Source organism: Grimontia sp. AD028 (genome assembly GCF_000973155.1).
Taxonomy (GTDB): domain Bacteria; phylum Pseudomonadota; class Gammaproteobacteria; order Enterobacterales; family Vibrionaceae; genus Enterovibrio; species Enterovibrio indicus.
In genome coordinates, this window is the sequence record NZ_LASY01000008.1 from 69,932 (window position 1) to 96,714 (window position 26,783).

General features: G+C 50.5%; 23 protein-coding genes. 20 read left to right on the plus strand and 3 right to left on the minus strand.

Annotation, left to right across the window (positions count from 1 at the left end):
* Positions 1–15 precede the first annotated feature (15 nt).
* The 9 genes from flgE (at position 16) to flgL (ending at position 9,732) form a co-directional block, all read left to right on the plus strand.
* Positions 16–1,323, plus strand: a complete 1,308-nt coding sequence (gene flgE / locus RN22_RS02100) for a flagellar hook protein FlgE (protein WP_046302902.1) — start codon at positions 16–18, stop codon at positions 1,321–1,323.
* A gap of 177 nt (positions 1,324–1,500) precedes the next feature.
* Positions 1,501–2,250 (plus strand): flagellar basal-body rod protein FlgF, encoded by a 750-nt coding sequence (flgF, locus tag RN22_RS02105; RefSeq protein WP_002537904.1) that lies wholly within the window; start codon positions 1,501–1,503, stop codon positions 2,248–2,250.
* A 16-nt stretch (positions 2,251–2,266) separates the two neighbouring features.
* Positions 2,267–3,055 carry a flagellar basal-body rod protein FlgG gene (gene flgG / locus RN22_RS02110; protein WP_002537902.1) on the plus strand — a complete coding sequence of 263 codons (789 nt, stop codon included), beginning with the start codon at positions 2,267–2,269 and terminating at the stop codon, positions 3,053–3,055.
* Positions 3,056–3,070: 15 nt separating this feature from the next.
* Complete coding sequence (flgH, locus tag RN22_RS02115) at positions 3,071–3,862, plus strand: flagellar basal body L-ring protein FlgH (RefSeq protein WP_002537901.1); 792 nt, start codon at positions 3,071–3,073, stop codon at positions 3,860–3,862.
* Between the two features lie 28 nt (positions 3,863–3,890).
* Complete coding sequence (locus tag RN22_RS02120) at positions 3,891–4,982, plus strand: flagellar basal body P-ring protein FlgI (RefSeq protein WP_002537900.1); 1,092 nt, start codon at positions 3,891–3,893, stop codon at positions 4,980–4,982.
* Between the two features lie 3 nt (positions 4,983–4,985).
* Entirely contained in the window at positions 4,986–5,966 is a 981-nt protein-coding gene (gene flgJ, locus RN22_RS02125; protein WP_046302903.1) for a flagellar assembly peptidoglycan hydrolase FlgJ, read from the plus strand.
* A 54-nt stretch (positions 5,967–6,020) separates the two neighbouring features.
* Positions 6,021–6,479 carry a hypothetical protein gene (locus tag RN22_RS02130; protein WP_046302904.1) on the plus strand — a complete coding sequence of 153 codons (459 nt, stop codon included), beginning with the start codon at positions 6,021–6,023 and terminating at the stop codon, positions 6,477–6,479.
* A 170-nt stretch (positions 6,480–6,649) separates the two neighbouring features.
* Positions 6,650–8,527 (plus strand): flagellar hook-associated protein FlgK, encoded by a 1,878-nt coding sequence (gene flgK, locus RN22_RS02135; protein WP_046302905.1) that lies wholly within the window; start codon positions 6,650–6,652, stop codon positions 8,525–8,527.
* An 11-nt stretch (positions 8,528–8,538) separates the two neighbouring features.
* Positions 8,539–9,732, plus strand: a complete 1,194-nt coding sequence (gene flgL, locus RN22_RS02140; protein WP_002537895.1) for a flagellar hook-associated protein FlgL — start codon at positions 8,539–8,541, stop codon at positions 9,730–9,732.
* Positions 9,733–9,767: 35 nt separating this feature from the next.
* Here flgL and RN22_RS02145 read toward each other — a convergent pair whose 3' ends face one another.
* Positions 9,768–10,655: an AraC family transcriptional regulator gene (locus RN22_RS02145; protein WP_046302906.1), complete on the minus strand. Its 888-nt coding sequence runs from the start codon at positions 10,653–10,655 to the stop codon at positions 9,768–9,770.
* A gap of 215 nt (positions 10,656–10,870) precedes the next feature.
* Between RN22_RS02145 and RN22_RS02150 the strand changes: the two genes are divergently transcribed.
* Positions 10,871–12,091, plus strand: a complete 1,221-nt coding sequence (locus tag RN22_RS02150; protein WP_046302907.1) for a sugar efflux transporter — start codon at positions 10,871–10,873, stop codon at positions 12,089–12,091.
* Between the two features lie 74 nt (positions 12,092–12,165).
* Here RN22_RS02150 and RN22_RS02155 read toward each other — a convergent pair whose 3' ends face one another.
* Entirely contained in the window at positions 12,166–13,368 is a 1,203-nt protein-coding gene (locus RN22_RS02155) for a hypothetical protein (protein WP_046302908.1), read from the minus strand.
* A 109-nt stretch (positions 13,369–13,477) separates the two neighbouring features.
* On the opposite strand from RN22_RS02155, the gene RN22_RS24445 reads away from it, so the two are divergent.
* Positions 13,478–14,482: an AraC family transcriptional regulator gene (locus tag RN22_RS24445; protein WP_052737478.1), complete on the plus strand. Its 1,005-nt coding sequence runs from the start codon at positions 13,478–13,480 to the stop codon at positions 14,480–14,482.
* Between the two features lie 54 nt (positions 14,483–14,536).
* Here the strand turns inward: RN22_RS24445 and RN22_RS02165 are convergent, their stop codons facing one another.
* On the minus strand, positions 14,537–16,633 hold the full coding sequence (locus RN22_RS02165) for a tetratricopeptide repeat protein (RefSeq protein WP_046302909.1): 2,097 nt from the start codon (positions 16,631–16,633) through the stop codon (positions 14,537–14,539).
* A gap of 492 nt (positions 16,634–17,125) precedes the next feature.
* On the opposite strand from RN22_RS02165, the gene RN22_RS02170 reads away from it, so the two are divergent.
* The 9 genes from RN22_RS02170 to RN22_RS02210 all read left to right on the plus strand — a co-directional run bounded on the left by RN22_RS02170 (position 17,126) and on the right by RN22_RS02210 (position 26,668).
* Positions 17,126–18,268, plus strand: coding sequence for a flagellin (locus RN22_RS02170; protein ID WP_046302910.1), 1,143 nt, complete (start codon positions 17,126–17,128; stop codon positions 18,266–18,268).
* A 372-nt stretch (positions 18,269–18,640) separates the two neighbouring features.
* Positions 18,641–19,780 (plus strand): flagellin, encoded by a 1,140-nt coding sequence (locus RN22_RS02175; RefSeq protein ID WP_046302911.1) that lies wholly within the window; start codon positions 18,641–18,643, stop codon positions 19,778–19,780.
* Between the two features lie 66 nt (positions 19,781–19,846).
* Entirely contained in the window at positions 19,847–20,269 is a 423-nt protein-coding gene (locus RN22_RS02180) for a flagellar protein FlaG (protein WP_039849824.1), read from the plus strand.
* Between the two features lie 16 nt (positions 20,270–20,285).
* Positions 20,286–21,656, plus strand: coding sequence for a flagellar filament capping protein FliD (gene fliD, locus RN22_RS02185; protein ID WP_046302912.1), 1,371 nt, complete (start codon positions 20,286–20,288; stop codon positions 21,654–21,656).
* Between the two features lie 11 nt (positions 21,657–21,667).
* Positions 21,668–21,961 (plus strand): hypothetical protein, encoded by a 294-nt coding sequence (locus tag RN22_RS02190; protein ID WP_002537880.1) that lies wholly within the window; start codon positions 21,668–21,670, stop codon positions 21,959–21,961.
* Between the two features lie 12 nt (positions 21,962–21,973).
* Entirely contained in the window at positions 21,974–22,378 is a 405-nt protein-coding gene (gene fliS / locus RN22_RS02195) for a flagellar export chaperone FliS (protein ID WP_046302913.1), read from the plus strand.
* A gap of 172 nt (positions 22,379–22,550) precedes the next feature.
* Positions 22,551–24,026, plus strand: a complete 1,476-nt coding sequence (locus RN22_RS02200; RefSeq protein ID WP_046302914.1) for a sigma-54 dependent transcriptional regulator — start codon at positions 22,551–22,553, stop codon at positions 24,024–24,026.
* Between the two features lie 174 nt (positions 24,027–24,200).
* Positions 24,201–25,250, plus strand: a complete 1,050-nt coding sequence (locus RN22_RS02205; RefSeq protein ID WP_046302915.1) for a PAS domain-containing sensor histidine kinase — start codon at positions 24,201–24,203, stop codon at positions 25,248–25,250.
* Positions 25,247–26,668: a sigma-54 dependent transcriptional regulator gene (locus tag RN22_RS02210; RefSeq protein WP_046302916.1), complete on the plus strand. Its 1,422-nt coding sequence runs from the start codon at positions 25,247–25,249 to the stop codon at positions 26,666–26,668. The genes RN22_RS02205 and RN22_RS02210 overlap by 4 nt, the downstream gene beginning before the upstream one ends.
* Positions 26,669–26,783 lie beyond the last annotated feature (115 nt).

Below are 26,783 nucleotides of genomic sequence, written 5' to 3' on the forward strand. Positions count from 1 at the left end.
AGAGGAGTTCCAGCAATGGCTTTAAATATCGCACTGAGTGGCCTGGCGGCAGCTCAAAAAGACATGAATACCACCAGTAACAACATTGCGAACGCCAACACTTTTGGTTTTAAAGAGTCGCGTGCTGAGTTTGGTGACGTTTACTCTGCGTCGATCTTCTCGAACGCAAAGACCACAACGGGTAGTGGTGTGCAAACCTCGATTGTTGCGCAGCAGTTCCATGAAGGCTCCAGTATCTACACCAATAACCCGCTGGACTTGCGCGTGAGTGGTAACGGTTACTTCGCGGTTGCTAACGACAACCTGGCAACGCAAAACAACGTGTTGACCCGTAACGGTGCTTTCCACCTTGATAAAAACAACAACATTGTTAACTCAGAGGGTCAGTTCCTGCTGGGCTACAACGTTGATAATGAAACATTGCAAGTCGGTTCTTTTGAGCCGAAAGCGCTGAACGTGCCAGATCAGTTTGGTCAGCCACGTGCATCTGAAAATGTCGATATTGGTTTGAACCTGCCAGCAGGTGGCGCAGAGAAAGATCCAGCGCTATTCAATCCTGAAGACCCAGACACATACAACAAATCGACATCAGCCACGATCTTTGACTCACTGGGTCAGCCATACAAACTGACCACTTACTACGTCAAAGATAACGTGACACCGAACAAGTGGGCTGTTTATTACACGGCAACAGACGCGACCGGTGAAAAGCCGCTGAGTCTGACTGCCGGTGAATTCACCAGTGCAACCGGTCAGGTCGGTCACTCGATTGAATTTAACAGCGACGGTTCAGTGAATACCGTAAACAATGGCGCGCCAATCCAGACCGTAGAGTTTGGTCCTAACGGTGCTGGCCTTGAAATGAACGGTGCCGACGGTTCACAAGCGTTGACGATCAACTTTGAAGAACCAACCCAGTACGCATCGCCATTTGAAATGCGCAAGTTCACGGAAGATGGTGCGACCACGGGCTATCTGGCCAAAGTGGATATCGACCCGAAAGGCACCATCATGGCGACTTACAGTAACGGTGAAAACGTTGCACTGGGTCGTGTGGCACTGGTTCGAGTATCTAATCAGCAAGGCCTTTCCCAGGCTGGTAATACCCAGTGGAAAGTGACCCAGCAGTCAGGTGAAGCTGTATGGGGTGAAGCGATGCAGGGCGCGTTCGGTAAAGTGAAAAGCGGTACCATTGAACAGTCAAACATCGACATGACCCAAGAGCTGGTGGACTTGATTACCGCACAGCGCAACTTCCAGGCGAACTCACGCTCGCTGGAAGTAGGTAACCAGATGCAACAGACGATTCTCCAGATTCGTTAATCGCTATATGTGTTCTTTTGCCGCTCGGCGACCGGGCGGCAATTCTTTTCCCAGAATTATTCTTATCTTTCTCCTCAATCTGCTCACTTCTCGCACTAACTTGTTGTAATTCGATAATATTACATTTTGGCACTCTTCTTGCTTACTTTAATGCATAAGCGACAGGAGAACGTCTTAATGGATCGCGCACTATTTCTCGCCATGAGTGGCGCCAAACAAGATATGCAGGCTTTACAGCTGCGTGCCAACAACCTGGCAAACGCCAGTACCACTGGCTTTCGCGCAGACCTGGAACAGGCTCGTGCTATGCAAGCATACGGAGAAGGCTTACCGACCCGTGTGTTCAACATGACAGAGCGTCCTGGGTACAGCTTTGCACAAGGTTCAACTATCACCACTGGTCGTGAACTTGACGTTGCCATTAAAGGTGACGGTTGGCTGGCGGTTTTGGATGGCACAGGTCAAGAGGGCTACACCCGAGTCGGTAACCTAAAAGTTGACCAAACGGGAATGCTGCAAAATGGTCACGGCCATTTGATCCTGGGAGAGCGTGGCGCGCCAATCTTCCTTCCTTTACCGGTTTCGAAAATTGAAATCGGGACTGACGGTACAGTGTCTGTGTTGCCACAAGGCGCGCCACCGGAAGCGATGGAAGAAGTCGACCGCATCAAGCTTGTCCGCCCGAATAACGATGAGCTTTTTAAAGACAAAAACGGTGTATTCAAGCCGATTAATCCCGGCACCGTGTATGAAGCTGACGCAGGAGTGTCACTTCTGACTGGCGCACTGGAAGGCAGTAACGTCAACCCGATCAATGAGATGACGGGACTGATTGACCTTCAGCGTCACTTTGAAATGCAAGTCAAACTAATGAAAACCGCAGAGGAAATGGATCAAGCATCTAACTCTCTGCTGCGCATGGGTTAATTGAGAGGAATTCAGTATGCATCCAGCACTGTGGGTGAGTAAAACCGGCCTAGACGCACAACAGACCAACATTTCGACCATTTCGAATAACTTGGCGAACGCCTCGACAGTGGGCTTTAAAAAGTCCCGCGCGGTTTTTGAAGATCTGTTTTATCAAAACATCAACCAGCCTGGCGGTCAGTCTTCACAGAACACCGAACTGCCAAGCGGCTTGATGTTGGGGGCCGGTTCGAAAGTGGTGGCAACGCAGCGCGTTCACACCAATGGTAATGCCCAAACTACCAACAACGCCCTCGACTTGATGATCGAAGGCGACGGCTTCTTCCAGATTTTGCTGCCAGACGGCAACATCGGTTACCAGCGCAACGGTCAATTCACGCTGAATGACGAAGGCGTGATTGTGACCTCTGGTGCGGGCTATCCACTGGAGCCAGAAATTGTCGTACCGCCGGATGCCATTCAGGTGACTATCGGTACTGATGGCGAAGTCTCTGCGAGATTGCGTGGACAGCAGGCCAATGCCGTTATCGGACAGATCACGACAGTTGACTTCATCAACCCAGGCGGTCTTGAGCCTATCGGGCAAAACCTCTACCTGCCAACGGGCGCGAGTGGCGACCCACAAGAGGGTGTACCGGGTCTTGATGGCCTTGGCAGCGTCAGACAATCAATGCTGGAAACCTCCAACGTTAACGTCACCGAAGAATTGGTCAACATGATCGAAGCGCAGCGGGTTTATGAAATGAACTCCAAAGTGATTTCGTCTGTCGACCAGATGCTGAGCTACGTCAACCAGCAGCTATAAAGGAGTAAAAGGCGGATGAAAAAGTTACTGATCACAGGATTTATGCTGGCGACGGTTTCCGGTTGCGAAATGATGAATCCAGAAGCCTTTTTGGCGGAAAATCAAAGCGAAGTCGTGCAGGGCACAACAGAAACTGACGCGGTTGAAGGTAATACCGAACCGGGTAGTGAAGGGCTGATTGGCCTGCTTCGTGAACGCGAAGATCCGGTAGCTGGTGATCCAAACTGGACACCACTTCATCCGACCCGCCAGCCGGAACACTATGCGACGGCAACAGGCTCGCTGTTCAGTGCAGTGAGTGCGCAAGATCTTTACGATGACACCAAACCGCGCAGCATTGGCGATATCGTGACTGTGATGCTGGAAGAGAAAACGCAGGCGAAAAAGAGCGCCAGCAGCGACGCGGCAAAATCGAGCGACCTGAGCATGGACCCACTGTCGTTAGGTGGTCAGGAAGTGACGATTGGCGACCGCAACCTGTCATATGCCGCCGCGCATGATAACTCTACCAGCGGCTCGACCAGTGCAGACCAGAGCAACAGCATTTCCGGTTCGATTTCCGTTGAAGTGATTGATGTGATGTCGAACGGTAACTTGCTGATCCGTGGTGAGAAATGGCTGACGCTGAACACTGGCGATGAATATATCCGTTTGAGCGGTACGATTCGCCCAGACGACATCACGTCAGAGAACACCATCGCCTCGACGCGTATTTCCAATGCCCGCATCCAGTATTCAGGCACTGGCGATCGTCAGGATACGCAGGATCAGGGATTCTTGGCACGATTCTTTAATGTCGTTCTATAACGCATAGAAAAGATGCCGGAGAATTGACGTGAAGAGTTGGCTAAAGCTGTTTTTAATCGCCCTATTGGTTGCCCCAGCGGCACAAGCTGCCCGCATTAAAGATGTGTCGGAAGTGGCGGGTGTACGTAGCAACCAATTGGTGGGATACGGATTGGTGGTAGGTCTTGCCGGAACAGGTGAGAGCACGCCGTTTACCGATCAAAGCTTTAATGCCATGCTGAAAAACTTCGGCATTCAATTGCCACCGGGCACCAAACCGAAAACCAAGAATGTGGCAGCCGTAGCCGTTAGTGCTGAGTTGCCGCCATTTTCAAAGCAAGGCCAGAAAATTGACATCACAGTGTCGTCCATCGGTTCTGCAAAGAGCTTGCGCGGCGGTACGCTGGTACAAACCTTCATGAAAGGTCTGGATGGTAAAGTCTATGCCGTGGCACAAGGTAACCTGATTGTGGGTGGCTTCAGTGCGGAAGGTGCAGACGGTTCATCTATCGTCGGTAACACGCCAACTGTTGGCCGCATCACCAACGGCGCGACGGTCGAGCAGGAAGTGCCTTCACCGTTTGGCCGTGGCGATCACATCACTTTCAACCTGTTCGAATCGGACTTCACCACCGCGCAGCGCATGGCGGACTCCATCAACAGTTTCCTTGGGCCAAATACCGCATCAGCAATGGATGCCACCTCAGTGCGTGTCCGTGCACCCCGTGATCTGTCCCAACGTGTTGCCTTCCTTTCTACGGTAGAAAACCTAGAGTTTGTTCCGGCCGATGCTGCGGCAAAAATCATCGTGAACAGCCGCACGGGCACCATCGTGGTGGGTCAAAACGTACGTCTTCGTCCTGCGGCCATCACACATGGCGGCATGACAGTCACCATTAACGAAAATCTGCAGGTCAGCCAGCCAGGTGCATTCTCTGGCGGTGAAACCGTCGTCGTGCCGGATTCCGGTGTGGAAGTGACGGAAGAAGATGGCCGCATGTTCCACTTCAAACCCGGTGTTACGCTGGATGATTTGGTTCGCGCCGTTAATGGCGTTGGTGCGGCACCCTCGGACTTGATGGCAATCTTGCAGGCGCTCAAGCAAGCGGGCGCTATCGACGGTCAACTGATAGTGATTTAAGCCATGAAAGCACCATTAGATACCGGATTTATTCACGACCTCAGCCGATTGGACATTCTTCGCCAGAAAGCGGCGAACGGCGAGCAATCAGACGACGCCTTGCACGCAGCGGCAGAACAGTTTGAAGCTCTGTTTACCCAAATGCTGTTCAAATCGATGCGAAGTGCCAACGAAGCCTTCGAGTCAGATTTGATTGATAACCGCACGTCCAAATTCTATGAACAAATGGCAGACGAACAGCTTTCTAGTGCGCTTTCCCGCGAAGGCTCGTTGGGGCTGGCCGATCTGATTGTTCAGCAATTCAAAGGATTGCAAAACAGCGAACCGATGGATGTGGGTGACAACAGCGCGAGCGATCGTATTCGCCTGCAGCAAACGCTGCCACTCGCGCCAAACATGACGGAAGAGGAGGCTGCACAGCAAGTATTGCCGCCGCTTTCTGATGACACCGTTATTCCAAGCGCTCACATGTTGGCGCAGCAAAATGCTGTACCAAAAGTAGAAGCCAGTAAGCCTTTTGAAACCCCGGATGAGTTTGTTAGCCGCTTAACGCCATACGCGAAAAAGGCCGCTCGTACCTTAGGGACAGATCCTGCCATTTTGATTGCGCAAGCCGCACTGGAAACGGGTTGGGGCAAGAAAGTGATCGCCAATGCGCGTGGTTCCAGCCATAACCTTTTTAACATCAAAGCGGATCCCCGCTGGGATGGTAACAAAGTAGCCACCCAGACGCTGGAATTTCATGATGATATCCCGGTGCAGGAAATGGCGTCATTTCGTGCCTATGCTTCATATGAAGACAGTTTCAATGATTACGTGAGTTTTCTGAACCGGAATCCGCGTTATGCCACCGCCCTACAACAGACCGCAGAGCCTGAACAGTTTATCCGTGGTCTGCATCAAGCGGGCTATGCAACGGATCCTAAGTACTCCGACAAAGTGATCAGTGTGTTTAACCGTGTTAAAGGCATGATGGAACAATAATCCGCAAGGGCGGTTTGTTGTTTTCCGCTCTGTCGCAGCGAAAGGTGAAGGCAAATGGCAGAGCAACTACCCAAGCAGGAAAGAGAACCCGAACAGGGACCAAAAACCATCTCAGAGCATGCCAGCGGCTCAATCCACAGCGATCCGTTTATCCGCTCATTTCTGGAGAGAACTCCGAAGGATGTTGCGGAATCCTTCACCGATGCGCAATTACTCCAGCTTAAACTCATGTTTGGCACCCGTGCGAAGGCTCGCCATGCCATCGATTTCAGAACTGTCATTGGTGGGTTTGGGTGGAACTACTACCTGGTATTCCTCTTTGGCCGTAACCGCCGTGAACTTACCCGTGCAGAAGAGAAGGCAGCCAATGCCGGACGTGTACTGGTTTTGCTATTGAGTAGCTTCGTACTGTTCTCAATTGTGATCACCTCTCTCTATTTGCTGAAGTCATTCCTGGGTATCGATCTTTTGCCCAATTTCTCGCTGGGGCTTTGGAGCTGGCTTAACAGTTGATACTGTTTGGCGGCAATCCCTTGCCTTTGGCGGCACAAGTCGACGCCAAGTTGTTGAAAGTATCACCCATCTCATTGAATTTTAGACCTTATACCCTGTGGCACGATTCTTGAATTATTCTGCTCAATAGACAATTTCGTAGGTTATGCGTTTCCGCATACGGGGGCAGAATGGGGTTTGATCTGCTGACGCTCGGTTCTCAGGGCGTTCTGACAGCACAGCGGCAGCTGAACACAACGGGTCACAACATCTCGAACGTGAATACTGATGGCTACAGCCGTCAGTCCGTTGAGCAGCGTGCCAATGACTCTGCCTATTGGTCGGCAAACCAATGGGGCCACGGCGTGCACGCGGCAGCCGTTCGCCGCAACTACGACAAGTTTGCCGTTAACGAATTGAATATCACCACCTCTGCATTGGCTCACGCTCAAACCCGTAACAGTCAACTCACCATGTTGGATGACATGATGTCTCACTCTGCGAAGAAAATTCCAGAGAACATGAATGAGTTCTATGGCGCGGTAAAAGGGCTGGCAGACAGCCCAAGTGACATGGGCGCCCGTAAAGTGGTGCTGGAAAAATCTCGTCTGGTTGCTGCCGGTCTCAACGACATCAATAATGTTCTGCAAAACCAGGAAGCGGATACCACCGTCCAAATCGACGCCACACTAAAACGCATGAATGACATTGGTGCGGAGATTGTGGATATCCATAAAGCGATCCTTAAATCGCAGGCGGTGGATAACGATTTGCTTGACCGTCACCAGCAGCTTATCAATGAGCTCTCTGAATTTACCCAAGTCAGTGTGAACCAGCGTGATGATGGCTTGTATAACGTCATTATCGGTAGCGGTCATACATTGGTTTCCGGCTTGCATGCCAGTGAACTGCAAACGGTGCCGGGCACACCGGACTACCAGAAACGCCGTTTAGCACTGGTGGAAGGTAAAGCACTCAAACCCATCGACAATGGTGACATTCGCGGCAAGCTGGGGGCGATGTTCGAATACCGTGATAACACGCTGGCACAGGCCCGTGATGAACTTGGCCGCTTAGCCGCAGGCTTTGCCATGTCGATCAACGAGCTGCAATCGCAGGGTTTTGATCTTGCTGGTCAGGTGGGTGAAAACATTTATGTGGATTTCAACAGCGAAGACTTCGCCCGTGATCGCGTGGTGAAAGCGTCGGATTCCACAGCCGAACTGAAAGTCTATATCGACGAATTGGCGCAACTGAAAATTGGCGATTACCACTTGAAGTTTGATGGTAGCCAATACACTTTGGTCGATCCGGAAAAGAACATGGTTGCTGTTACGCCTTCCGGTTCGCCACCGTCGATTGAATATGATGGTTTGCGCATTCAGGTTGATGTAGGTCTGGCTGCGGGCGAACGCGTCATTCTCCGTCCAGTGCGTCAAGGTGCCGGCCAGATTGCCGTCACCATGGAAGACCCGGCAAAAATTGCCGCCCAGAGTTATATCAGCTCCACCTCTGTTATCACTGGTCAGGGAAATCTGAAAGTGCTTCAACAAGGCGCGCAACAAGAGTTTCAGGTGGCGATTTCTCCTGATGCCTCTCAATTCGCTGTTCTGGACATGAAAGGCAATATTCTCCTTGCACCGCAAGCCTATCCGCCAGCATCTCCGGTGACTGTCAATGGCACCACGTTTGAGCTGACACCGGGCGCGGCGGCAGAAGATATCTTTGCAGTGAGTTTGCTTCCTGCCGACGGTGAAAACGGTAACCTTATCCGCATGCAGCAGCTTCAAACCCAGAAACTGATGGATGGTGGCCGTTCCAGTCTGATTGACGTTTATGAAGGCCTGAACACGGATTTAGGTGTACAGAAAGCCTCCTTTGCCCGCCTTGAGGATGTCAGCCGCGTTGAACATGATGCAGCGGCTGGGCGTGTAGCAGAGATCTCCGGGGTTAACCTCGATGAAGAAGCGGCAAACATGATGAAATTCCAGCAAGCCTACATGGCGTCTTCCCGAATCATGACCGCCGCGAATGAAACCTTTGAAACTCTGCTGAATGCAACCCGATAAGGATCTGAGTGATGATTAGCCGTATTGCCAGTTTTCACAACTACCAGTCAGTCTCGAATGACCTGATGCGTCAGCAGGTGAAGTTGCAGGATAACCAAGACCAGCTTGCCACGGGTAAGCGTGTGCTGACAGCGGGGGACGATCCAGTTTCCTCGATTTATATCCAGAACTTCCGCCAGCAGGATAAACAGCTCGATCAATACATCGATTCGATCACCCTTGCCCGCAACCGCCAAACCCGTGCGGAAATCGCGGTGGATGATGCCGAACAGTTGGTCGATAGTGCGAAACGTAAGACGATGGAAATGATCAACGGTTCCTTGTCTGATGATGACCGCACGGCTCACCGCCAGGATCTCAAAGGTCTGTTCGACAACTTCATGAATCTGGTCAACGCGAAAGATGAATCAGGCAATTTCCTGTTCTCTGGTACCCAGTCCAGTAAGCAACCTTTCTATCGCGACAGTGCGCTGAATGTGCGTTATGCCGGCGACAGTTATCACCGCACCGCGCAAGTCGCTCCGGCGGTTGAAGTGCAAACCAGCGATCCGGGCGATCAGGTGTTTATGGAAATCAAAAACCCGTTCGGTGACTATCAACCGGAATACGATTTGAACAGCGGTTCCTTGCTGTTGCTGGCACAAGCCAAAAACACCAATAATGCTGATAACTCTGACTATGCGGTGAGCTTTAGCGTGGATAGTGGCGGCCAAACCACTTATGAGCTGACCCAAAATGGCAGCGTGGTCAGTGCCGGTGTCTACGATCCGCAAAACGGTGTGCAGTGGGGAACACTTAGCCTGAGTTTTGAGGGCGAAATGCTGGATGGTGACAAGATTGTGCTGGAGCGTCAGGATACGTTTAACGTGTTTGATGCGTTCAAGAAAGGTATCGAGCTATCACACGAGAGTATCTTCAATGCTTCAGCGACGGCAGAGTTGCATCAGGTCACCGAACAGTTTTCTGCTGCGTTCAAGCATCTCAACAAAGCACGCTCTGAAGTCGGTACCCGTCTGACGACGTTGGACAGACAGGAAGGCATGCACAAAGACTTCAAGCTGGTGCTTAACCGCTCGCTTGGCACCATGGAAGATTTGGATTACTCGACAGCGGTGATCGACATGAATGAAAACATGTTGGCATTGCAGGCTTCTCAGCAGGCTTTTGCCAAGACCAAAGATCTCTCGCTCTTCAACTACATCTAACGTGATTGAGTTCCCAGACACTGGGAACTCTTATTCTACCCAAACAGCTTCCTGAATTCGGTTGGGGTCATCCCTTTTGCTGTTTTGAATTGCCGGTTGAAGTTCGACAGGTTAGAAAATCCCACCCGCTCCGCCACAACTGACACTGGGATATTGGAGCGCACCAGTATCTCGCAGGCTTTTCCAAGTCGATAATTTTTAAGGTGATCTGAGAAGCTGTCATCGAAATGCTTTTCAAACATCCGGTACACCGAGCTTTCACTCATGTGGAGGTGGCTGCATATATCTTGAACAGATATTTGCGCATTGTAATTGTCGGCGATAAACTGCTGCGCTTTTTCCAGCTTGTCGAGAATTGGCGTATCTTTCGCCACGTAAAAGCAGAAAGGGCGAGAAGTCAGTGTTTGCGCTGATTTGTCTTCACACAGCAGCATAAGGATTTCCACCACCCGCACAAACTGTGCGGCAGGTTTCAGCTGCGACGCGCCATTCATCAAAGGGTACAAAGCATCGAACGTCGCTTTGGACAACATCAGCCCTTTGTTTGCGCGTACCAACATGTCACTGACGGCAGACAATGCCGGCACCGTGACCACCAGGGATTGAATCCAAGACTGATCAAGCCAGAGCACATGTGAGCTGCTGGGGCGTTCCGGCGTGGCCGTCGAAGCCACTCGGGTCAGCATATGCGGTAAACCGGGACCGGTGAGATAGGCATAACCATGTGCCGCTTCGCCGACGTAATCATCAATGATGATTTTACCGGGTGCCACATGATGAGGGTCGTAGTACAGCACCAGCTCGATTTCATCGTGGTAATGCCAGCCGCACTGCACGCCAATCTTAGGCTCGGTGCAATGGTAATCCGTAAAGTGCCAGCTAGGGCTGACGGCTTTATGAACACGTTCAATGGTTGGCCGCATGAAGTTCTCTCGCTTGGTAAAGGTTGGTGCAGTTGTAGTTTTACCCGGATTGTCAGTGGGTTGGAAGAAATTGAATGAATAGTATCAGCGGTTGCTCGATAGCTATCACACGAGGTGCATATTTGTCCCTAAACTGCATCGCAAATAAGAAAGAGATAGTCAGACAGACTGTTCAATCAGACGTTCGTGTACACCATTTTTATGGGAAATAATTCATGAAAAACTACGTAAGTTTTTTGACCAATAAAGCCGCGCTTTGTTACCTGCTGGTCAGCTTGTTTGCTGGTCTCGGCGGTGGCTTTTTCTATCCACTTTTAGGGATTTTTGTTGTCGATGGATTGGACGCCACGCCGTTGCAAATGGGCGTGTTTCTCGCCATCTCGATTTTTAGCGGAGTGATGGTTTCGCAGCGTATTGCCAAGTTGTCAGATGTGGGTTGGGAACGCCGCCAAATCATCTTGCTGGCGCAAGGCGCGTTTATCGTTGTGATGGCACTGTTCATGATGATCCGCGACTTCTATCTGGCTTTGGCTGTGATGATCTTCATCTCGAGCTTTTCGGCCGCCGCTTTACCACAGACTTTTGCACTTGGCCGCGAGTTTGCGGACAAGAACCTTGGCGATAACAGCACGCTGTTTGTATCGCTGATGCGCGCCATGATGTCCTTGTCTTGGGTTATTGGCCCGCCACTGGCTTTCATCCTGTACGATGCCTTCGGTTTTAACGGCGCATTCTTGTTTGCTGCTGTCACCATGGTGATTTCGGTATTGATTGTTTGGCGTATGTTCCCGTCAACCAAAATCAAAGAAACGGATACTCAAGGTGAAGTAGAAGTGCGCCTGTCATGGCGCAAAATCCCGGGAGCGCCGTTATATCTGGGTGCGGTGTTCATGTTGTTTTTGGCCAACAACATGTATGTCATGTCGATCCCTTTGTATGTGACAAAGGAACTGGATATGGCAGGATCAGTGGCGGGTCAGTTACTCGGCTTGGCAGCGTTTGTGGAAATTCCCGTGATGGTACTGGCGGGCCTGTGGGCTGCTAAAATTGCCCCTCAACGCCTGATGGTGCTCAGTGCGGCAGCGGCATGCCTCTTCTATGCCTTGCTGTTTAATGCGGGTGCACTTTGGCAAATGTATGCGTTGCAAATGCTGAACGGCTTGGCGGTTGGTATCAGTGCAAGTCTCGGGATGGTGGTGATTCAGAACAAGATGCCAAACCAGATGGGTGTGGCGACAACCTTGTTCAATAACGCCATCATGATTGCAAGTTTGGCATCCAGCGTGACGGTTGGTTTTGTTGCTGAGCTCTACAACTATCACACCGTGATTTTGGCGATGCTGTTGGCAGGCGCTGTGGCTTTTGGTTTGTTGCTGCTATCGGCAAGAGAGACCCGACGCCCATCATGCCCATCGCAGTTGGTCGCGGAAGCATAAAAGTCACTACACAGTCAAAAGGTCAGCACATGCTGACCTTTTTCTTTTTGATACCAAAGCTCAATAGACCGTATTTATGCGTTGGCCACCACGTCTTTCAGGGCGCGACGAGGGCTGGGGATCGCGGTCAGGGTTGGGTAGCCAGCCCGGAAAGCAAAAGTGGCGGATTGAGGTTTGCCGGATAACGCGCGCAGGTCGTCTGCAAAAGTCTGCGGCTGTTCTAGCTGTTTTTGTCTGTCTATCACTTCACAGGTTTGGTTAACTGGCTGCATCGAAATACCTTGTGTCGTCGCCCAAAGATGAATGCGTTGCCACAATCTGCCTGCTTCAATGTTCTGCTTTGAGCTATAGAGATTATTCAGTGTGATCAAGCCATGCATTGGTGTGGATTCCATGGTGCGTTGCGTACCTTCAATCCAATATTGATTCGATGACTCTTCAGATAAGGTCGGCATGATTTTACTGATGGCTCTGATGGCCGGAGGCAACCCAGCAGTATCAATGTAAACACCATCACGGTGCGCTTGCATCTCTTTATGGCTCAGTCTGAACCACCGGAAACTGTCAGAAGACATCTGATGATCGGCGGCAATAAAGCGGGTGGCATTGACCGTTTGTTGGGTAAAGTCGTCACGGTGTGCTTTTGTGGTCAGCAGGGAAAGGCTGACATCAGGAAAGCTCTCGTTGGCAATTGCCGTTAATGCTGACATTGACGAAGCATCGATCGGCGTATCGCGCTGGTATTCCCCCCGATCGGTATGTCGGTGACCAATGGCTTGGTAAAGCTCGCTTTGCTCCTGCTTTCCTGTCGGTGTCAGGGTTATCGTCGCGACATGCATAGGCACGCCGCTCCAGGTTTGTTTGGTCAGGTCTGTGTCGCCAAGCAATACTGTCGCTTCAAACCCGAACGCGGGAGCGGCTTGAACCATATTCTCTACGGCGCATCCCAAACCTATGCAAAGTTCACGGCCATAAACATCCATGGTGCCCAAATGGCGCGCTGTATCTGCGTAGAGCCAAATCGCATTGTCGCGCAATTCAAAAATCCAAGGCTGGGTATTGTGGGGGTTTGCGGCAAGCACGGCTGCGTTAATGATGGCGAGTTCACCGCTTTTTGACGCCGATTGCCAGTCGGTCCAAGGTGTAAATGGCTCACCTTTACCGACGCTGAATACGCCGTTATCAACCGCACGATAGACGGTACCGCCAGCGACCACAACACCGACACCCATCAATCCTTTTAAAAACTTACGGCGGCCATTTGTTTCTTCACGCATTTTTCTTCCCTCGTTCCCTTTGCATTTTTTTCAAATGTTAGTATCGGAGCCATGACAGTCACAGAGACCGTAGACATCAAATAGGGACTCTGGTCATCAAGGGATGGAAATGGACACTTCACCAACGTTGGTCATGGGCTTTTTGCTGGGGCTCGACAGGATCCTGTCAGATTTGGGATGGGATACCGAAGCGATTAAAACACAGCTAAAACTGCCGAAAGACTTAAAAAGCTCGCCAGATGAGAGATGCGGGCTTAATACCTATAACGCGTTCTGGAAACTGGCTTTGGCTCAGAGAAACGATCCGCTCCTTGGATTTAGGGTTGGCATTGATCCGGATTTCAAAGGTGCAAGTGCATTAGGCCAGGCCGTCAAACATAGCCCGACGTTGCGTCATTCTCTGCAGCAACTCAGCGAAATGTCACCGCTGCTAAACCAAGCTCAGCGTATCGTATTAGTGGAAGAGGAGGATATTGTCTACCTGCGGATACTGAATGAAAACGAGGCGTGGGAACTGGAGAAACATACAGACAGGATGCTGGGCGGCTTCGTGGCCTTCTCTGGTCAGAATTTGCCGCCGGATGCGGTCCAGAATGCGCATATCGAATTGACCCGCCATTTATCTGAGGCAGAACAAACAGCAGCCAGCCAATTACTGGGGTGTGAAGTGTTGGGCAACAAAGCATTTAATCAACTGGTCTTCGACACAAGATTCCTCAACATGCCGTTAAGTGGCAGTAATGAATATATTCATGGCGTTTTATCGGAACATGCCAGGCAATTGATGCAAGAGATTGCCGCTTCGGGTTCCTTTACCAATGAAGTGAAAAAGCGGATTGTGGACAGTCTTCATCACCAAAAAGCGAGTGCAGAAGAGATTGCAGACAGTCTCGGGGTCAGCGCGCAATCGCTATACAGAAAGCTCAAAGCCGAAGGGGAAACCTTTCAGGATATTCTGGATACGACTAGGCATGATTTGGCTGTGGCTTACTTAAAGCAGGGCAGGCTGAGTATTAAGGAAATCAGCTATTGGTTGGCATTTTCGGAGCCCAGAGCTTTTCACCGAGCTTTCCGGCGCTGGGAAGGGTGCACGCCGAAAGAATTTGTTCAGTGAATTCAGAAAAAAGGCCGCATCACTATGATGCGGCCTTTTTGTTTTGGCTGTGAATCAGTTTGCTTGAATGTGGCGTACAATGGATTCCAGCAGCGGATATTTGTTTTCCAGCATAGGTGGGTAGAAGTAACCAAACTCGCTGTCGCAATACAAAGGTTCAGGCTGGTTGAAATCAGACTCTTCCGTGCCGGCAAAGAATACATGGCAAGGTGTGCCAACGGCAGTGGTCAGACGATGCACTGCGGTACCCGCAGTGATCACTGCATCTAATCCTTTAATCACCGCAGCAGTGCCTTCAAAGTCATCGCGCAGATCCAGACCATCAAGCTGCATGATGCGCACGCCGGAAAGCTTTTCAATCTTGTTGAGTTCTTTGCTGCAATCCCCGTATTGAAGATTGATAAACACCGCATCCGGGAATTGCTTCACCAAGTGCGCGACTTCTTCTGCGATCAGGTAATGGATGTTACGGGTTGCGGCGGCAAGGCCACTTCGCCAACAAATACCAATCAGTTTCTTGTCTGCGTTAACTGAACGAATCTCTGCTAATTTCGATTGCCAGTGCGTTTTGGTGTCTTCCGGCAAATTCACGTAACCAGACTGGTAAACGTGACGGCCATGTTTTTCAAAGCAGATGCCAGCCAGACTGCCGCCCGCCACCCAAGAGGTAATGTCGTTCATCACTGCCTCTGGAATATGAATGCTTTCGCCTTCAATACGTTTGATCGGCACCATGATTGCCTCTGGATACGCGCGGTTGAGCACAGATTCCAAGCGAGGGTCACAGGCGACGTAAACCTTTTGGGTGTTTTCCAAAACCAAAGCAAGATTATGGAAATAAAGGATTTCATCCCCCACGCCTTGCTCTGGCATCACCAGAACAACGTCATCTTTCGGGCGTTCAAGGTTCCACTGAGGCATGTTGCCACTGTATTGGAGGCGACGATGGCAAGTCAGGCCGAGCTCATTGGCACGGTAGTAGTTTTCCCATTCGCCGAGGGTACGGTAAACAAAACTGATGTTGAAACCCGCTTCTACATCGTCAGGGTATTGGGCAATGTAATCTTCAAGCAGGGCTTTTGAGGTTTTGGCTTCACCTTTGTACCAGAGTACTTCCGCAAGATAAGTGGAAAGACGCAGCTTGTTTTCTTCGTTTGCCACGCTTGCCGCCTGTTGGATGTGTTGCTGACATTCCAAAATTGCCGCTGGCGTGAAATTATGGCGAGTGCGCAGCAACTGGAAGCTTGCTGTTGCCAGTCTGTTCAGCAAATCCACGTCAGTTGGGTATGGCTTGATGAAAGTTTTCGCCTGTCGGTAGGCTTCCAGCCAGTTTTCTTCTTTTTCGTAGCTCAACACAATCAAGCGGCAAAAGAGAGGCTCTGCCGGCCAGGTCTTTAGGCCGAAGCGGGCATGTTCACGTGCCGCTTTGAAATCTTCAATCTTGATAGCGCTGTGGCTAAGCAGAACCACGACTTCTTTTTCTGACGTCTCGATATCAAACGCACGAAGCAGGTTTTGGCGTGCAAGGCCAAAGTTTTCCTCGCCCATATAAAGCTTTGCCAAACCAAGCAATGCCGTTGGGTTGTCTCCCACCACACTGATCACGGCGTTATAGAGCTGTTTAGCTTGATCCAGATTGCCGCTTGCCACCATTTGGTCAGCCAGCGCCAGTGTCTCCTGAACTTCGGCATCCATGGCGGCATTTTTTTGCGCTGACGCCTGATGCATTTGCTTTGCCGTACGACGGCTTTCGCCCAGATTGCCGATTGCCGCGGTAAGTTGTTGCCGCATGGCGAGCAGTTCTTGGTGATCCGGTGCCACGCCAAGCAAGGCATCCACGATCTCGAGAGCGTCTTTATTCATGCCGTTTTGTGCCAGTAGCGTCGCTTTATCAAACAAAATTGAAGCATCGCCGGGCTCAACGGTCAGCGCATGATCCAGCTTTTTCAGTGCCTCTTGCCAGGCACCTCCTTCGCTGTCCATCACCGCCAGTACCTGCAGGACAGGCAGGGCATCAGGCGCATGGGAAAGAATGTGTTCGAACACCTCTCTGGCTTCGCGTTTTTTCTGATGTTGATAGAGCGAAACGCCATGCTCAAACGCTTGTTCCAGTGTCATAGCACTTTCATTGGTTTGGGAGGGATTGTTCATAAGGAATCCATATAGTTATTCGAGCGAAAAACTTAAGTTTTTAAACTAAATAAAAGACAGCAAATACCGTGCCGGAAGACGCTTACTTTATGGATAAATTCGCACGTGTTTAGAAGGCGGACTGCTTTGTCTCTGTTTTGAGAATAAAAATTTATTCGAACAAAATGTGATTCATCCCTCTTAATTGCAAGATCTGGTGCTATGGTTATGAAGAGGCAATGACCGGAGGCGGCAAGTTGCCGATTTTCTTGAGGAGAAAATCAAATTATTTGCCGTTTTGTTAATCGACTCCGCTCTCATTGCTCCTAAGTTGATGATAAACAAGACTTTCCAAAAATTGGCATGCTATTTGAATAACATTCGGCATGAGGTGTCAGTTGCACTGATACCGTTCCTGATAACGAACTGAAGGCTGGTCCCGCTTCTACATTCGGACAAGTTTGTCGCGGGTAGGCTGTTTCGCAAAATACGCGAAAGTCAAAGGAGAGCAAAATGGGTGTAACAGTTAACACCAACGTGTCTGCGATGACTGCGCAGCGTTACCTGAACAAGTCGACAAACGATCTAAATACGTCGATGGAACGCTTGTCGTCTGGTAGTCGGATCAACAGTGCGAAAGATGATGCCGCTGGTCTGCAGATTTCGAACCGACTCATAGCCCAGACCCGTGGCCTAGATGTTGCGATGCGCAACGCTAACGATGGTATCTCCATTGCCCAGACTGCAGAAGGTGCAATGCAGGAATCTACAAACATCCTGCAACGTATGCGTGACCTTTCCCTGCAATCGGCTAACGGTGCAAATGGTAAGTCTGAGCGTATCGCGATTCAGGAAGAAGTATCAGCGCTTCAGGACGAACTTAACCGTATCGCAGAAACCACTGCGTTTGGTGGCCGTCGACTGCTGAATGGTTCTTTCGGTGAAGCATCTTTCCAAATTGGTGCTGATTCGGGTGAGGCCATCATCATGGGCTTAACCAGTATTCGTGCTGATGATTTCCGCATGGGTGGTACCGAGTTTATCGCCGCAAACGGCAAATCGGCAGGTTGGGAAGTGGCAAGTACTGCCGCGACACTGACCATGGCGTTTACCACGAAAGACGGCAATACCATCAACCTGAACATTGATGCCAAAGTTGGCGACGATATTGAGGAAGTAGCGACCTATATTAATGGTCAATCTGACGAGATGGTGACGGCATCTGTCGACGAAGCAGGTCAACTGCAAGTTTTCATCGCGGAAGAGAAGCTCTCTGGTAACGTCACCTTTGGTGGTGGTCTGGCAACCTCTCTGGGCTTAGTGACCGGTGCAGGTGCTGCAACCACAACGCAAGACATCGACGTCAGTGATGCGGGTGGTGCACAGATGGCCGTGGGTATTATCGACTCAGCGATGCAGTACATCGACAGTCAGCGTGCTGACCTGGGTGCGAAGCAAAACCGCTTGAGCCATACCATCAGTAACTTGTCGAACATCCAAGAGAACGTTTCTGCGTCTAACAGCCGCATCCGCGATACTGACTTCGCGAAAGAAACGACAGAGCTCACCAAAGGGCAAATTCTGCAGCAGGCAAGTACCTCTATTCTTGCGCAGGCGAAGCAGTTGCCACAGGCGGCGCTCAACCTCCTCCAGTAATCTGGAATATAGATCCCGAAAAGCGGCAAGCCATTGCCGCTTTTTTTGTGCGTTTTTTCAGCGAAAAGACTGACTCCCTATCTGGCTTCTCTCCTTGTTATGCCTTGTTATTAATGGATTTTTCTGTCCTCAGCGTATTTTTGCCGACAAATTTTTTAAATCATCTCTAAAGTTTTCTTCCTTTAAGGCGAAAACCTTCATAGCACCATGATTTTACGGCTTTTCACCCTCCAAGGTGGCTTGTAAAAAAAGTAGGAAAAAAGGTGTAAAGGTTTTTCCAAACGTGCCGTTACATGGGTTGTGAGAGATTTAGAACTGGTTTTCCCTGGGTTGCTGGGCGGAAGCCGGACTTAGTACCAAAGGAGAATAGTTATGGCTATTACAGTAAACACTAACGTGCCTGCAATGACCGCTCAGCGCTACCTGAACAGCTCAACCGATGCGTTGAACAATTCGATGGAGCGTCTGTCTTCGGGCTTCCGTATCAACAGCGCAAAGGATGACGCAGCAGGTCTGCAAATCTCTAACCGCCTGATTTCGCAAAGCCGTGGTCTGGACGTTGCAGTACGTAACGCAAACGACGGTATTTCAATGTCACAAACCGCTGAAGGTGCGATGGAAGAATCCACCAACATCCTGCAGCGTATGCGTGACCTGTCACTGCAATCTGCTAACGGTGCTAACGGTGACCAAGAGCGTGTGGCAATCCAGGAAGAGATCGTTGCTCTGCAAGACGAACTGAACCGTATCGCAGAAACAACCTCTTTCGGTGGTGCGAAACTGCTGAACGGTACTTACGGTACCAAAGCATTCCAAATCGGTGCTGACGCTGGTGAAGCGGTCTTCATGGAGTTCAAGAACATCCGTGCTGACGAAGCAATGATGGGTGGTGCGACCTATAAAGCGACTGTAGCTGCGTCTGCTGACATGGCTGCTTGGACCGCAACGGGTGGTGCAACACTGTCTATGGCTATCACCAACGCTGACGGTACCACAGCAACCATCAACGTTTCTGCGAAAGCAGGCGACGATGTGGAAGAAGTGGCAACCTACATCAACGGTCAAGCAGACGGCAAAGTTTCTGCATCTGTGACTGAAAACGGCGAACTGCAAATCGTTTCTGCCTCTGGCGCAGACGTAGCATTCACCGGCGCACTGGCGACCTCTCTGGGTATCGCAGGTGCAGCGAAAGTTGACCAAACTGTACAAGACGTTGACGTCAGTACTGTTGGTGGTGCACAGCGCGCTGTTGGCCTGGTGGATAACGCGATGCAATACATCGATTCACACCGTGCAGAACTGGGTGCGAAGCAGAACCGTCTGAGCCACGCAATCTCTAACTTGGATAACGTTAACGAGAACGTGAGTGCTTCTAACAGCCGTATCCGAGACGTTGATTTTGCTAAGGAAACGACGCAGTTCACTAAATCTCAGATCCTGCAGCAGTCTGGTACGTCTATACTTGCACAAGCGAAGCAAGCACCGTCAGCTGCACTGAGCCTGTTAGGCTAATAGCAAGACCAAAAATGACGGTGAGCTTGCCCCTCACCGTCAATAGCTAACAGGAGGTGAACTACGATGGACCTATCATCCGTTTCTACGTCATCCCTGTCTCATGTGACTCCACAGTCAGGCACGAAAGTTGCTAGCAGTAAACAATCTGTGGAGGGGACTCAACCCAACATCACGAACCAGCGGCAGATGGCAGAGAATGTTGAAAAGCTGTCTCAACGCCGGGTAGAACAAGTCCAAAAACTTGAAGCTACACGGGAGATGCAGCAAGAACAGCTCGAAATGCTGGTTGAGCGACTGGATGAGTTTGTGTCTACCTTTAACAAAGGCTTGTCATTTCGACTTGATGAGAGTTCTGGAAGAAGTGTTGTGACTGTTTACGAAATGAGTAGCGGTGACATCATCAGACAGATTCCTGAGAAAGAAATGCTAGAGCTAGCACAGCAACTGTCTCTTCATGCGAGGGGGCTCGTTGCAGAAAAGGTATAACTGAGGTGAGTGAAAAATGGGTTTAAGCGCAACGGGCCTCGGCAGTGGCATGGACATCAACTCCATGGTCAGCAAAATTGTTGAAGCTGAGCGTGCGCCTAAACAAGAGCGAATCGTTAAAGGCCTGAACGATGTTGAAACTAACATCAGCGCCTACGGTAGACTCAAGACCTCCCTCGATACGATGAAAGACTTAATGTATGACTTTCGCCGTAACAATACCTTCGCGGCGCGGAGTACAGTTTCAAGCAACGAAGAAGCTGTCTCCGCATCCGCCGACCACCAAGCCGTTACCGGCGTTTACTCCATCGACGTTCAGCAACTCGCACAGTCTCATAAACTCGTCTCTGACGGTTTAGATGCCAAAGCTGATTTTGGCGCAGGGCAAATCACGCTGAGTCTGGGCGGCCGAACCACCACCATTGATATCGACGAAAACAGCAGCTCCTTACTCGATATCGTCCGCACCATCAACAGCAGTGCGAATAATCCTGGTATCAAAGCGTCCGTTATCAATGATGACAGCGGTGCGCGATTGATCCTTGGTGGTGATAAAACCGGTGTCGATAACCAAATTTCCGTCAGTGTGAACGCACCGGTGACGTCACCGCTGCAAGCACTGGCTTATGACCCTGCCAGCCCGAGCAACTCAATGAATGAGATGCAGGCGGCGTTGGATGCCCGCATTCTGATTGATGGTCTGGCATCTGTGTCCAGCGACACCAATACGTTTTCTGATGCCATTCGCGGCGTCAACATCGATGTGTCCCAGCTGACTTCGCCGTCAGATGGCCCTGTGATTGTCACTGTGGACGAAGACAGGGACACGGTGAAAGGGTCACTGGAAGAGTTTGTGGACGCCTACAACGCGTTCTACCAAGTGACAAAAGCGTTGTCGAAGTACGACCCTGAAACCCAACAGGGCGGCCCTTTGGTGGGTGACAGCGTGATTCGCTCCGCGGTTAACCAGATGCGCTCTTTGTTTTCTACGCCAATTGAAGGTGCGCCTGATTCGCTCAAAACATTGAGCGAGCTCGGTATCTCCACCACGATGGATGGCCGGTTGGAAATCAACTACAACCTGCTGGACAAACAATTGACACGCAACTTCGGGGCATTGGAAGGTTTCTTCGGTGGTAATCAGGGTTTCGCTCGCAAGGTGGAAGAAACCGTACAGAACTTTACTGGTGTTGGCGGTGCTATTCGCAACCGCGAATCCAGCTTGGGCGATCAGCGTATGCGCCTGCAAGATGAGCAGCAAACATTGGATCGCCGAATGGAAGATTTGGAAAACCGCACATTAAAGCAGTTTTCCGCCATGGATAACGCGATGGCAGAGATGCAATCTCAACTGTCGGCCATGATGAATATCATGCCGTCGATGTAAGCGAGACAACGATGCACGCTTTGCTATCCCAACTGTCAGAGATTGATGAACAGCTTCTGGCAGTACTGAATTCAGACCCTGTTGACTCCAATGAGATGGCACGGTTATTGAATATTCGAAAACAATGTCTGGCAGAAATCACGATGTTGCCGGAGAAGCCGGAACAAGCCGCTTGGTCACAGGCTATTGCCAGAACTGAGCAGTTATTTAGCCTTATAAAAGTACAACGTGATAGTGCTGCAGCCCATGCCAGTCGTTTTAAGAAAGGGCGTCAGTCAGTGCAAATTTACAAAAAGTTCGAGTAGGTGAGGAATGTTATGAGAGGGTCACTTCAGGCCTACAAAAAGGTTTCAATAGACAGCCAGTTGAGTGCGGCATCACCACATAAAGTGATTCAAATGCTGATGGCAGGTGCTATTGAACGTTTGGTTCAGGGCAAAGCAGCGATGTTGCAAGGCGACATTGCAGTGAAAGGTGAACGTCTGGGTAAGGCGCTGGATATTATCATCAGCTTGCGTACTTGTTTGTCGATGGAAGAGGGGGGGGAGATTGCTTCTAACCTTGATGCGCTTTACGACTACATGATCCGCCAAATCTCAGAGGCTAACCGAGACAACCTGGAAGCGCCGATCGATGAAGTTGTCGATATTTTGCGCGAAATTAAATCAGCGTGGGATCAAATACCGGCTGAGTATCACAATATCACCTCTGCAGACGCATAAAAACGCGTCAGATTCACTACAATCTAATCTGTCTTGGCACTGGAGTCACAGCTTTATTGTGTCTCTAGTTGCCTTATACCAAGCAATAATTACAATAGCTGGATTATTCTGTTATTGGTGACATCCGTCGCGCCGATGACTTAGATGGTTTTAGGGCAGATATATCTCACACATGCAAGGTTTAACGAAGATTCTTGTTATCGAGGATGATGAAAAATTTCGTCACGATTTAGGCGTTATCTTGGAGTTTATTGGTGAGCAATACCTGCTATGTTCAACCACTGAGCTAAATGATTCGCACTGGAAGCAGGCCGAGGGTGCTTGTTTTCTGGGTAACATCCACTCACCGCAGCGCTTATCCCAAGTGCTGGATAGTTTGGCGATTAATAATCACATTCCTATTATTGCGCTTGCAAAACACAAAGCGGAATTGTCTGGACTGCCAAACTTCGTCGGTGAGCTTGAGCTGCCACTAAATTATCCCCAACTTGCTGATGCACTCCGACATTGTCAGGAGTTTTCCGGCAAGCGCGCATTCAATATTCCTCAACTTAGCCGAAAAAATACGCTATTCAGAAGCATGGTCGGTCGCAGTGAAGCGATCGCCGATGTTCGTCATCTTATTGAGCAAGTTGCAGGTACCGATGCCAGCGTACTGATTCTGGGTGAATCCGGCACCGGTAAAGAAGTTGTCGCACGTAACATCCATTACCATTCGCAACGCGGAAAAGGGCCATTTGTGCCTGTAAACTGTGGTGCGATTCCACCTGAGCTGCTGGAAAGTGAGCTGTTCGGCCATGAAAAAGGGGCATTTACTGGCGCGATATCTGCGCGTAAAGGCCGTTTTGAGTTAGCAGAAGGTGGTACGCTGTTCTTGGATGAAATTGGTGATATGCCGCAGCCAATGCAGGTTAAGCTGCTGCGTGTACTTCAAGAACGTTGTTTCGAGCGAGTTGGCGGCAATAAGACCATTCAGGTGAATGTGCGCGTTGTCGCGGCGACACACCGCAACCTCGATACCATGATTGAAGAGGGCTCGTTCCGTGAAGACCTTTTCTATCGCCTGAACGTGTTCCCGATCGAAATGCCAGCGCTACGCGAACGTATTGAAGACATTCCGCTTTTGATTCAAGAACTCATGGCGCGTTTGGAAGCAGAAGGAGCCAATCAGGTTCACCTGACGCCACGTGCGATCAGTTCTTTGATGGAGCACGAGTGGCCGGGCAACGTCCGCGAACTCGCTAACCTCATCGAGCGCATGGTGATTCTGTACCCGGGTCAGATGGTGGATGTAAACCGACTGCCGAAGAAATATCGCTACAGCGATATCCCGGAATTCCAACCAGAAACCTTGGGCGGTTTGGAAGCCGAGGAAGACCTGGAGCGTGACGCACTGCACGCGGTGTTTGCGATGGACGAGCCGGAAGAAGAAATGCCGGGCTTTACGAGTCCTTCTGCAGCAGGGCTACCACCGGAAGGTGTTGATCTGAAAGCTATGCTGGCAGATCTGGAAGTGGAAATGATTCGTCAGGCACTCGAAGCGCAAATGGGTATTGTTGCCCGTGCAGCCGACATGCTGGGTATGCGACGTACCACGCTGGTTGAGAAGATGCGTAAGTACGGCCTCAACAAAGAAGACGTGACCTGATTGTAAACATCTTTCATTAAAAAGGTTAACCGCGTAAAGCGAAGTCATTTTTTTGACTTCGCTTTTTTGTTTCCACCTTGTTTAATCTACTGATTTTCAATGATTTAATAATTGGCACATTCCCTGCTTAGAGCTACTTAGCGTCAGAAAAAGAGAGCTAAATAGTCGAGCATCATGGAAGCGAATCATTCTCCTTTGGGAACCGTTGATCAGCAGGTTCTACGATACAAACAAGTGTTAGATGTCATGCCAGCAGGCGTGATTCTGCTCGATCCTTATGGCCGTGTGGCGGAAGCCAACCCGGAAGCATTTCGCTTGCTTGGTACACCGTTAACACAAGAGCGTTGGGTTGATGTGATCAACCGGGCCTTCTCGCCCCGTGAAGATGATGGTCATGAAGTTTCACTGCGTGACGGACGCAAGGTGAAACTCGGCATTTCCGCCTCTGATTCCGGTCAGCTCATTCTGATCACCGATATGACAGAAACCCGCCTGTTGCAATCACGTGTGAGCGATCTCCAGCGTCTGTCCTCGTTGGGTAAGATGGTCGCCTCACTGGCCCATCAGGTGCGTACCCCGCTTTCCAGTGCTTTGCTCTATGCGGCAAACCTTGGCGCGCCAAACCTTAATGAGCCTACCCGTAAACGCTTCCAGATGAAGCTGGTGGACAGGCTTCACGATCTTGAAAAGCAGGTCAATGACATGTTGTTGTTTGCCAAAGGTGGTGACAACAAAGTCGTGAACACTTTTACCCTCGAGCACCTGCTGAATGAATTTGAGCCTATGGTCGAAGCCCTAGTGAGCAGTCAGCAAGTCGACTTTGAAATCAACTGTGATGATGAATCCCACCAGCTGCTCGGCAATATGAATGCGCTGGCCAGCGCCCTGTCGAATCTGGTGGTTAACGCCATTCAGGTGGCGGGTAAAGGCAGCAAAGTGGTTGTCGATGCCCGCGAAATACAAGGACAACTCTTCTTGTCGGTTGCCGACAATGGTCCCGGTATCGAGCCGGAACTTCAAAGCAAAATTCTCGAACCCTTTTTCACAACGAGACAGCAAGGCACTGGCCTTGGTCTCGCTGTTGTTCAAATGGTCTGTCATGCCCATAAAGGCAGGCTGACTCTTCAATCTCAACCGGGCCAGGGTGCCTGTTTTACGCTCTGCCTACCGCTGGCAGACAACTGCGATACCACGCAGGAAGAGGTATCAGGAGAAGCACAATGAATCAGAGCAAAGTACTTATCGTTGAAGATGATGAAGGCTTGCGTGAAGCCTTGGTGGATACCCTTGCACTTGCAGGTTACCAGTGGCTTGAAGCAGACAGCGCCGAACAGGCTCTGCTACTGCTGAAAAATGAAACTGTCGACATCGTGGTCTCTGATGTTCAGATGGCAGGGATGGACGGTCTGGGGCTTTTGAGAAACCTCAAGTTGAATTACCCCAACCTGCCAGTGCTGCTGATGACGGCGTACGCCAATATTCAGGATGCAGTCGCCGCCATGAAAGAAGGCGCGATTGATTACATGGCCAAACCGTTTGCGCCCGAAGTGCTGCTGAATATGGTGAGCCGTTATGCGCCGGTTAAGGCTGACACGAGTGATGCTGTGGTCGCTGACCCGAAAAGTCAGGCACTGATTGCATTGGCTGACCGTGTAGCGAAGACCGATGCCAACGTGATGATCCTTGGCCCAAGCGGTTCAGGTAAAGAAGTCATGGCGCGCCATATTCACCGTCAGTCTTTGCGTTCTGAAGGAGCTTTTGTCGCCATCAACTGTGCGGCGATTCCAGAAAATATGCTGGAAGCGACCCTGTTTGGTTACGAGAAAGGCGCATTTACCGGGGCGGTTCAGGCGTGCCCGGGTAAATTTGAACAGGCTCAGGGCGGCACCATCTTGCTGGATGAAATCAGTGAAATGGACTTGGCACTGCAAGCCAAGCTGCTGCGCGTGCTCCAGGAGCGCGAAGTCGAGCGTCTGGGCAGCCGCAAGAGCATCAAGTTGGATGTGCGCGTACTTGCAACCAGTAACCGCGATCTTCGCCAGTACGTGGAAGAAGGAAATTTCCGAGAAGACCTTTACTACCGTCTGAATGTTTTCCCAATCTCCTGGTTGCCGCTGTGTGAGCGCGCTGGAGATATTATTCCGCTTGCCGAACACCTTTTGAAACGCCATTGCTGCAAGCTGGGACAAGCGGTTCCGCAACTGACCCAAGGCGCTGCCGAAAAACTGACACAGTATCGCTGGCCGGGGAATGTGCGTGAACTGGACAACGTGATGCAACGCGCTTTGATCCTTTGCAATCAGGGAGTGATTGAAGCTGTCGACATCCTTCTGGAAGGCGTTGACTGGCAAGACGCTGGCAGCTTGCAGAATCTGGTCTCGGGCAGTGAAGCTGTGTCACCGACTATTCAACCACAAGCCATGCCAAATCGCGTTGAGTCTTACCATTCCGAACCTGTTACTGCATCTTCTGACAGTCTGGGGAGTGAACTTCGCGATCAGGAGTTCGCCATCATTCTGGATACGATTCGTGCCTGTGAAGGTCGCCGGAAAGATGTGGCTGAGCGTTTAGGCATCAGTCCAAGAACCTTGCGCTATAAACTCGCCAAAATGCGTGATGCAGGGATCGACATTCCTCAGTGAATCGGTGCTTTTTGCTGAGTGACTACGTTATAATAACTGGCTTAATAATTGCATAAATAGTAATCAGATAGCCCAAGAAGCCCGAACTGACGGGAATTGCCAAAGTTTTGACAGC

Excerpts from the sequence above, each read along its gene's own strand:
- RN22_RS02145 (WP_046302906.1), bottom strand. The coding sequence starts at position 10,655 with ATGCGGCCAACCATTGAACGTGTTCATAAAGCCGTCAGCCCTAGCTGG.
- RN22_RS02190 (WP_002537880.1), top strand. The coding sequence starts at position 21,668 with ATGCACGCTTTGCTATCCCAACTGTCAGAGATTGATGAACAGCTTCTG.
- RN22_RS24445 (WP_052737478.1), top strand. The coding sequence starts at position 13,478 with ATGGACACTTCACCAACGTTGGTCATGGGCTTTTTGCTGGGGCTCGAC.
- RN22_RS02180 (WP_039849824.1), top strand. The coding sequence starts at position 19,847 with ATGGACCTATCATCCGTTTCTACGTCATCCCTGTCTCATGTGACTCCA.
- flgF (WP_002537904.1), top strand. The coding sequence starts at position 1,501 with ATGGATCGCGCACTATTTCTCGCCATGAGTGGCGCCAAACAAGATATG.
- flgJ (WP_046302903.1), top strand. The coding sequence starts at position 4,986 with ATGAAAGCACCATTAGATACCGGATTTATTCACGACCTCAGCCGATTG.
- flgH (WP_002537901.1), top strand. The coding sequence starts at position 3,071 with ATGAAAAAGTTACTGATCACAGGATTTATGCTGGCGACGGTTTCCGGT.
- flgG (WP_002537902.1), top strand. The coding sequence starts at position 2,267 with ATGCATCCAGCACTGTGGGTGAGTAAAACCGGCCTAGACGCACAACAG.
- RN22_RS02205 (WP_046302915.1), top strand. The coding sequence starts at position 24,201 with ATGGAAGCGAATCATTCTCCTTTGGGAACCGTTGATCAGCAGGTTCTA.
- RN22_RS02175 (WP_046302911.1), top strand. The coding sequence starts at position 18,641 with ATGGCTATTACAGTAAACACTAACGTGCCTGCAATGACCGCTCAGCGC.
- RN22_RS02210 (WP_046302916.1), top strand. The coding sequence starts at position 25,247 with ATGAATCAGAGCAAAGTACTTATCGTTGAAGATGATGAAGGCTTGCGT.
- flgL (WP_002537895.1), top strand. The coding sequence starts at position 8,539 with ATGATTAGCCGTATTGCCAGTTTTCACAACTACCAGTCAGTCTCGAAT.
- RN22_RS02165 (WP_046302909.1), bottom strand. The coding sequence starts at position 16,633 with ATGAACAATCCCTCCCAAACCAATGAAAGTGCTATGACACTGGAACAA.
- RN22_RS02130 (WP_046302904.1), top strand. The coding sequence starts at position 6,021 with ATGGCAGAGCAACTACCCAAGCAGGAAAGAGAACCCGAACAGGGACCA.
- RN22_RS02155 (WP_046302908.1), bottom strand. The coding sequence starts at position 13,368 with ATGCGTGAAGAAACAAATGGCCGCCGTAAGTTTTTAAAAGGATTGATG.
- RN22_RS02200 (WP_046302914.1), top strand. The coding sequence starts at position 22,551 with ATGCAAGGTTTAACGAAGATTCTTGTTATCGAGGATGATGAAAAATTT.
- fliS (WP_046302913.1), top strand. The coding sequence starts at position 21,974 with ATGAGAGGGTCACTTCAGGCCTACAAAAAGGTTTCAATAGACAGCCAG.
- RN22_RS02150 (WP_046302907.1), top strand. The coding sequence starts at position 10,871 with ATGAAAAACTACGTAAGTTTTTTGACCAATAAAGCCGCGCTTTGTTAC.
- flgE (WP_046302902.1), top strand. The coding sequence starts at position 16 with ATGGCTTTAAATATCGCACTGAGTGGCCTGGCGGCAGCTCAAAAAGAC.
- RN22_RS02170 (WP_046302910.1), top strand. The coding sequence starts at position 17,126 with ATGGGTGTAACAGTTAACACCAACGTGTCTGCGATGACTGCGCAGCGT.
- fliD (WP_046302912.1), top strand. The coding sequence starts at position 20,286 with ATGGGTTTAAGCGCAACGGGCCTCGGCAGTGGCATGGACATCAACTCC.
- flgK (WP_046302905.1), top strand. The coding sequence starts at position 6,650 with ATGGGGTTTGATCTGCTGACGCTCGGTTCTCAGGGCGTTCTGACAGCA.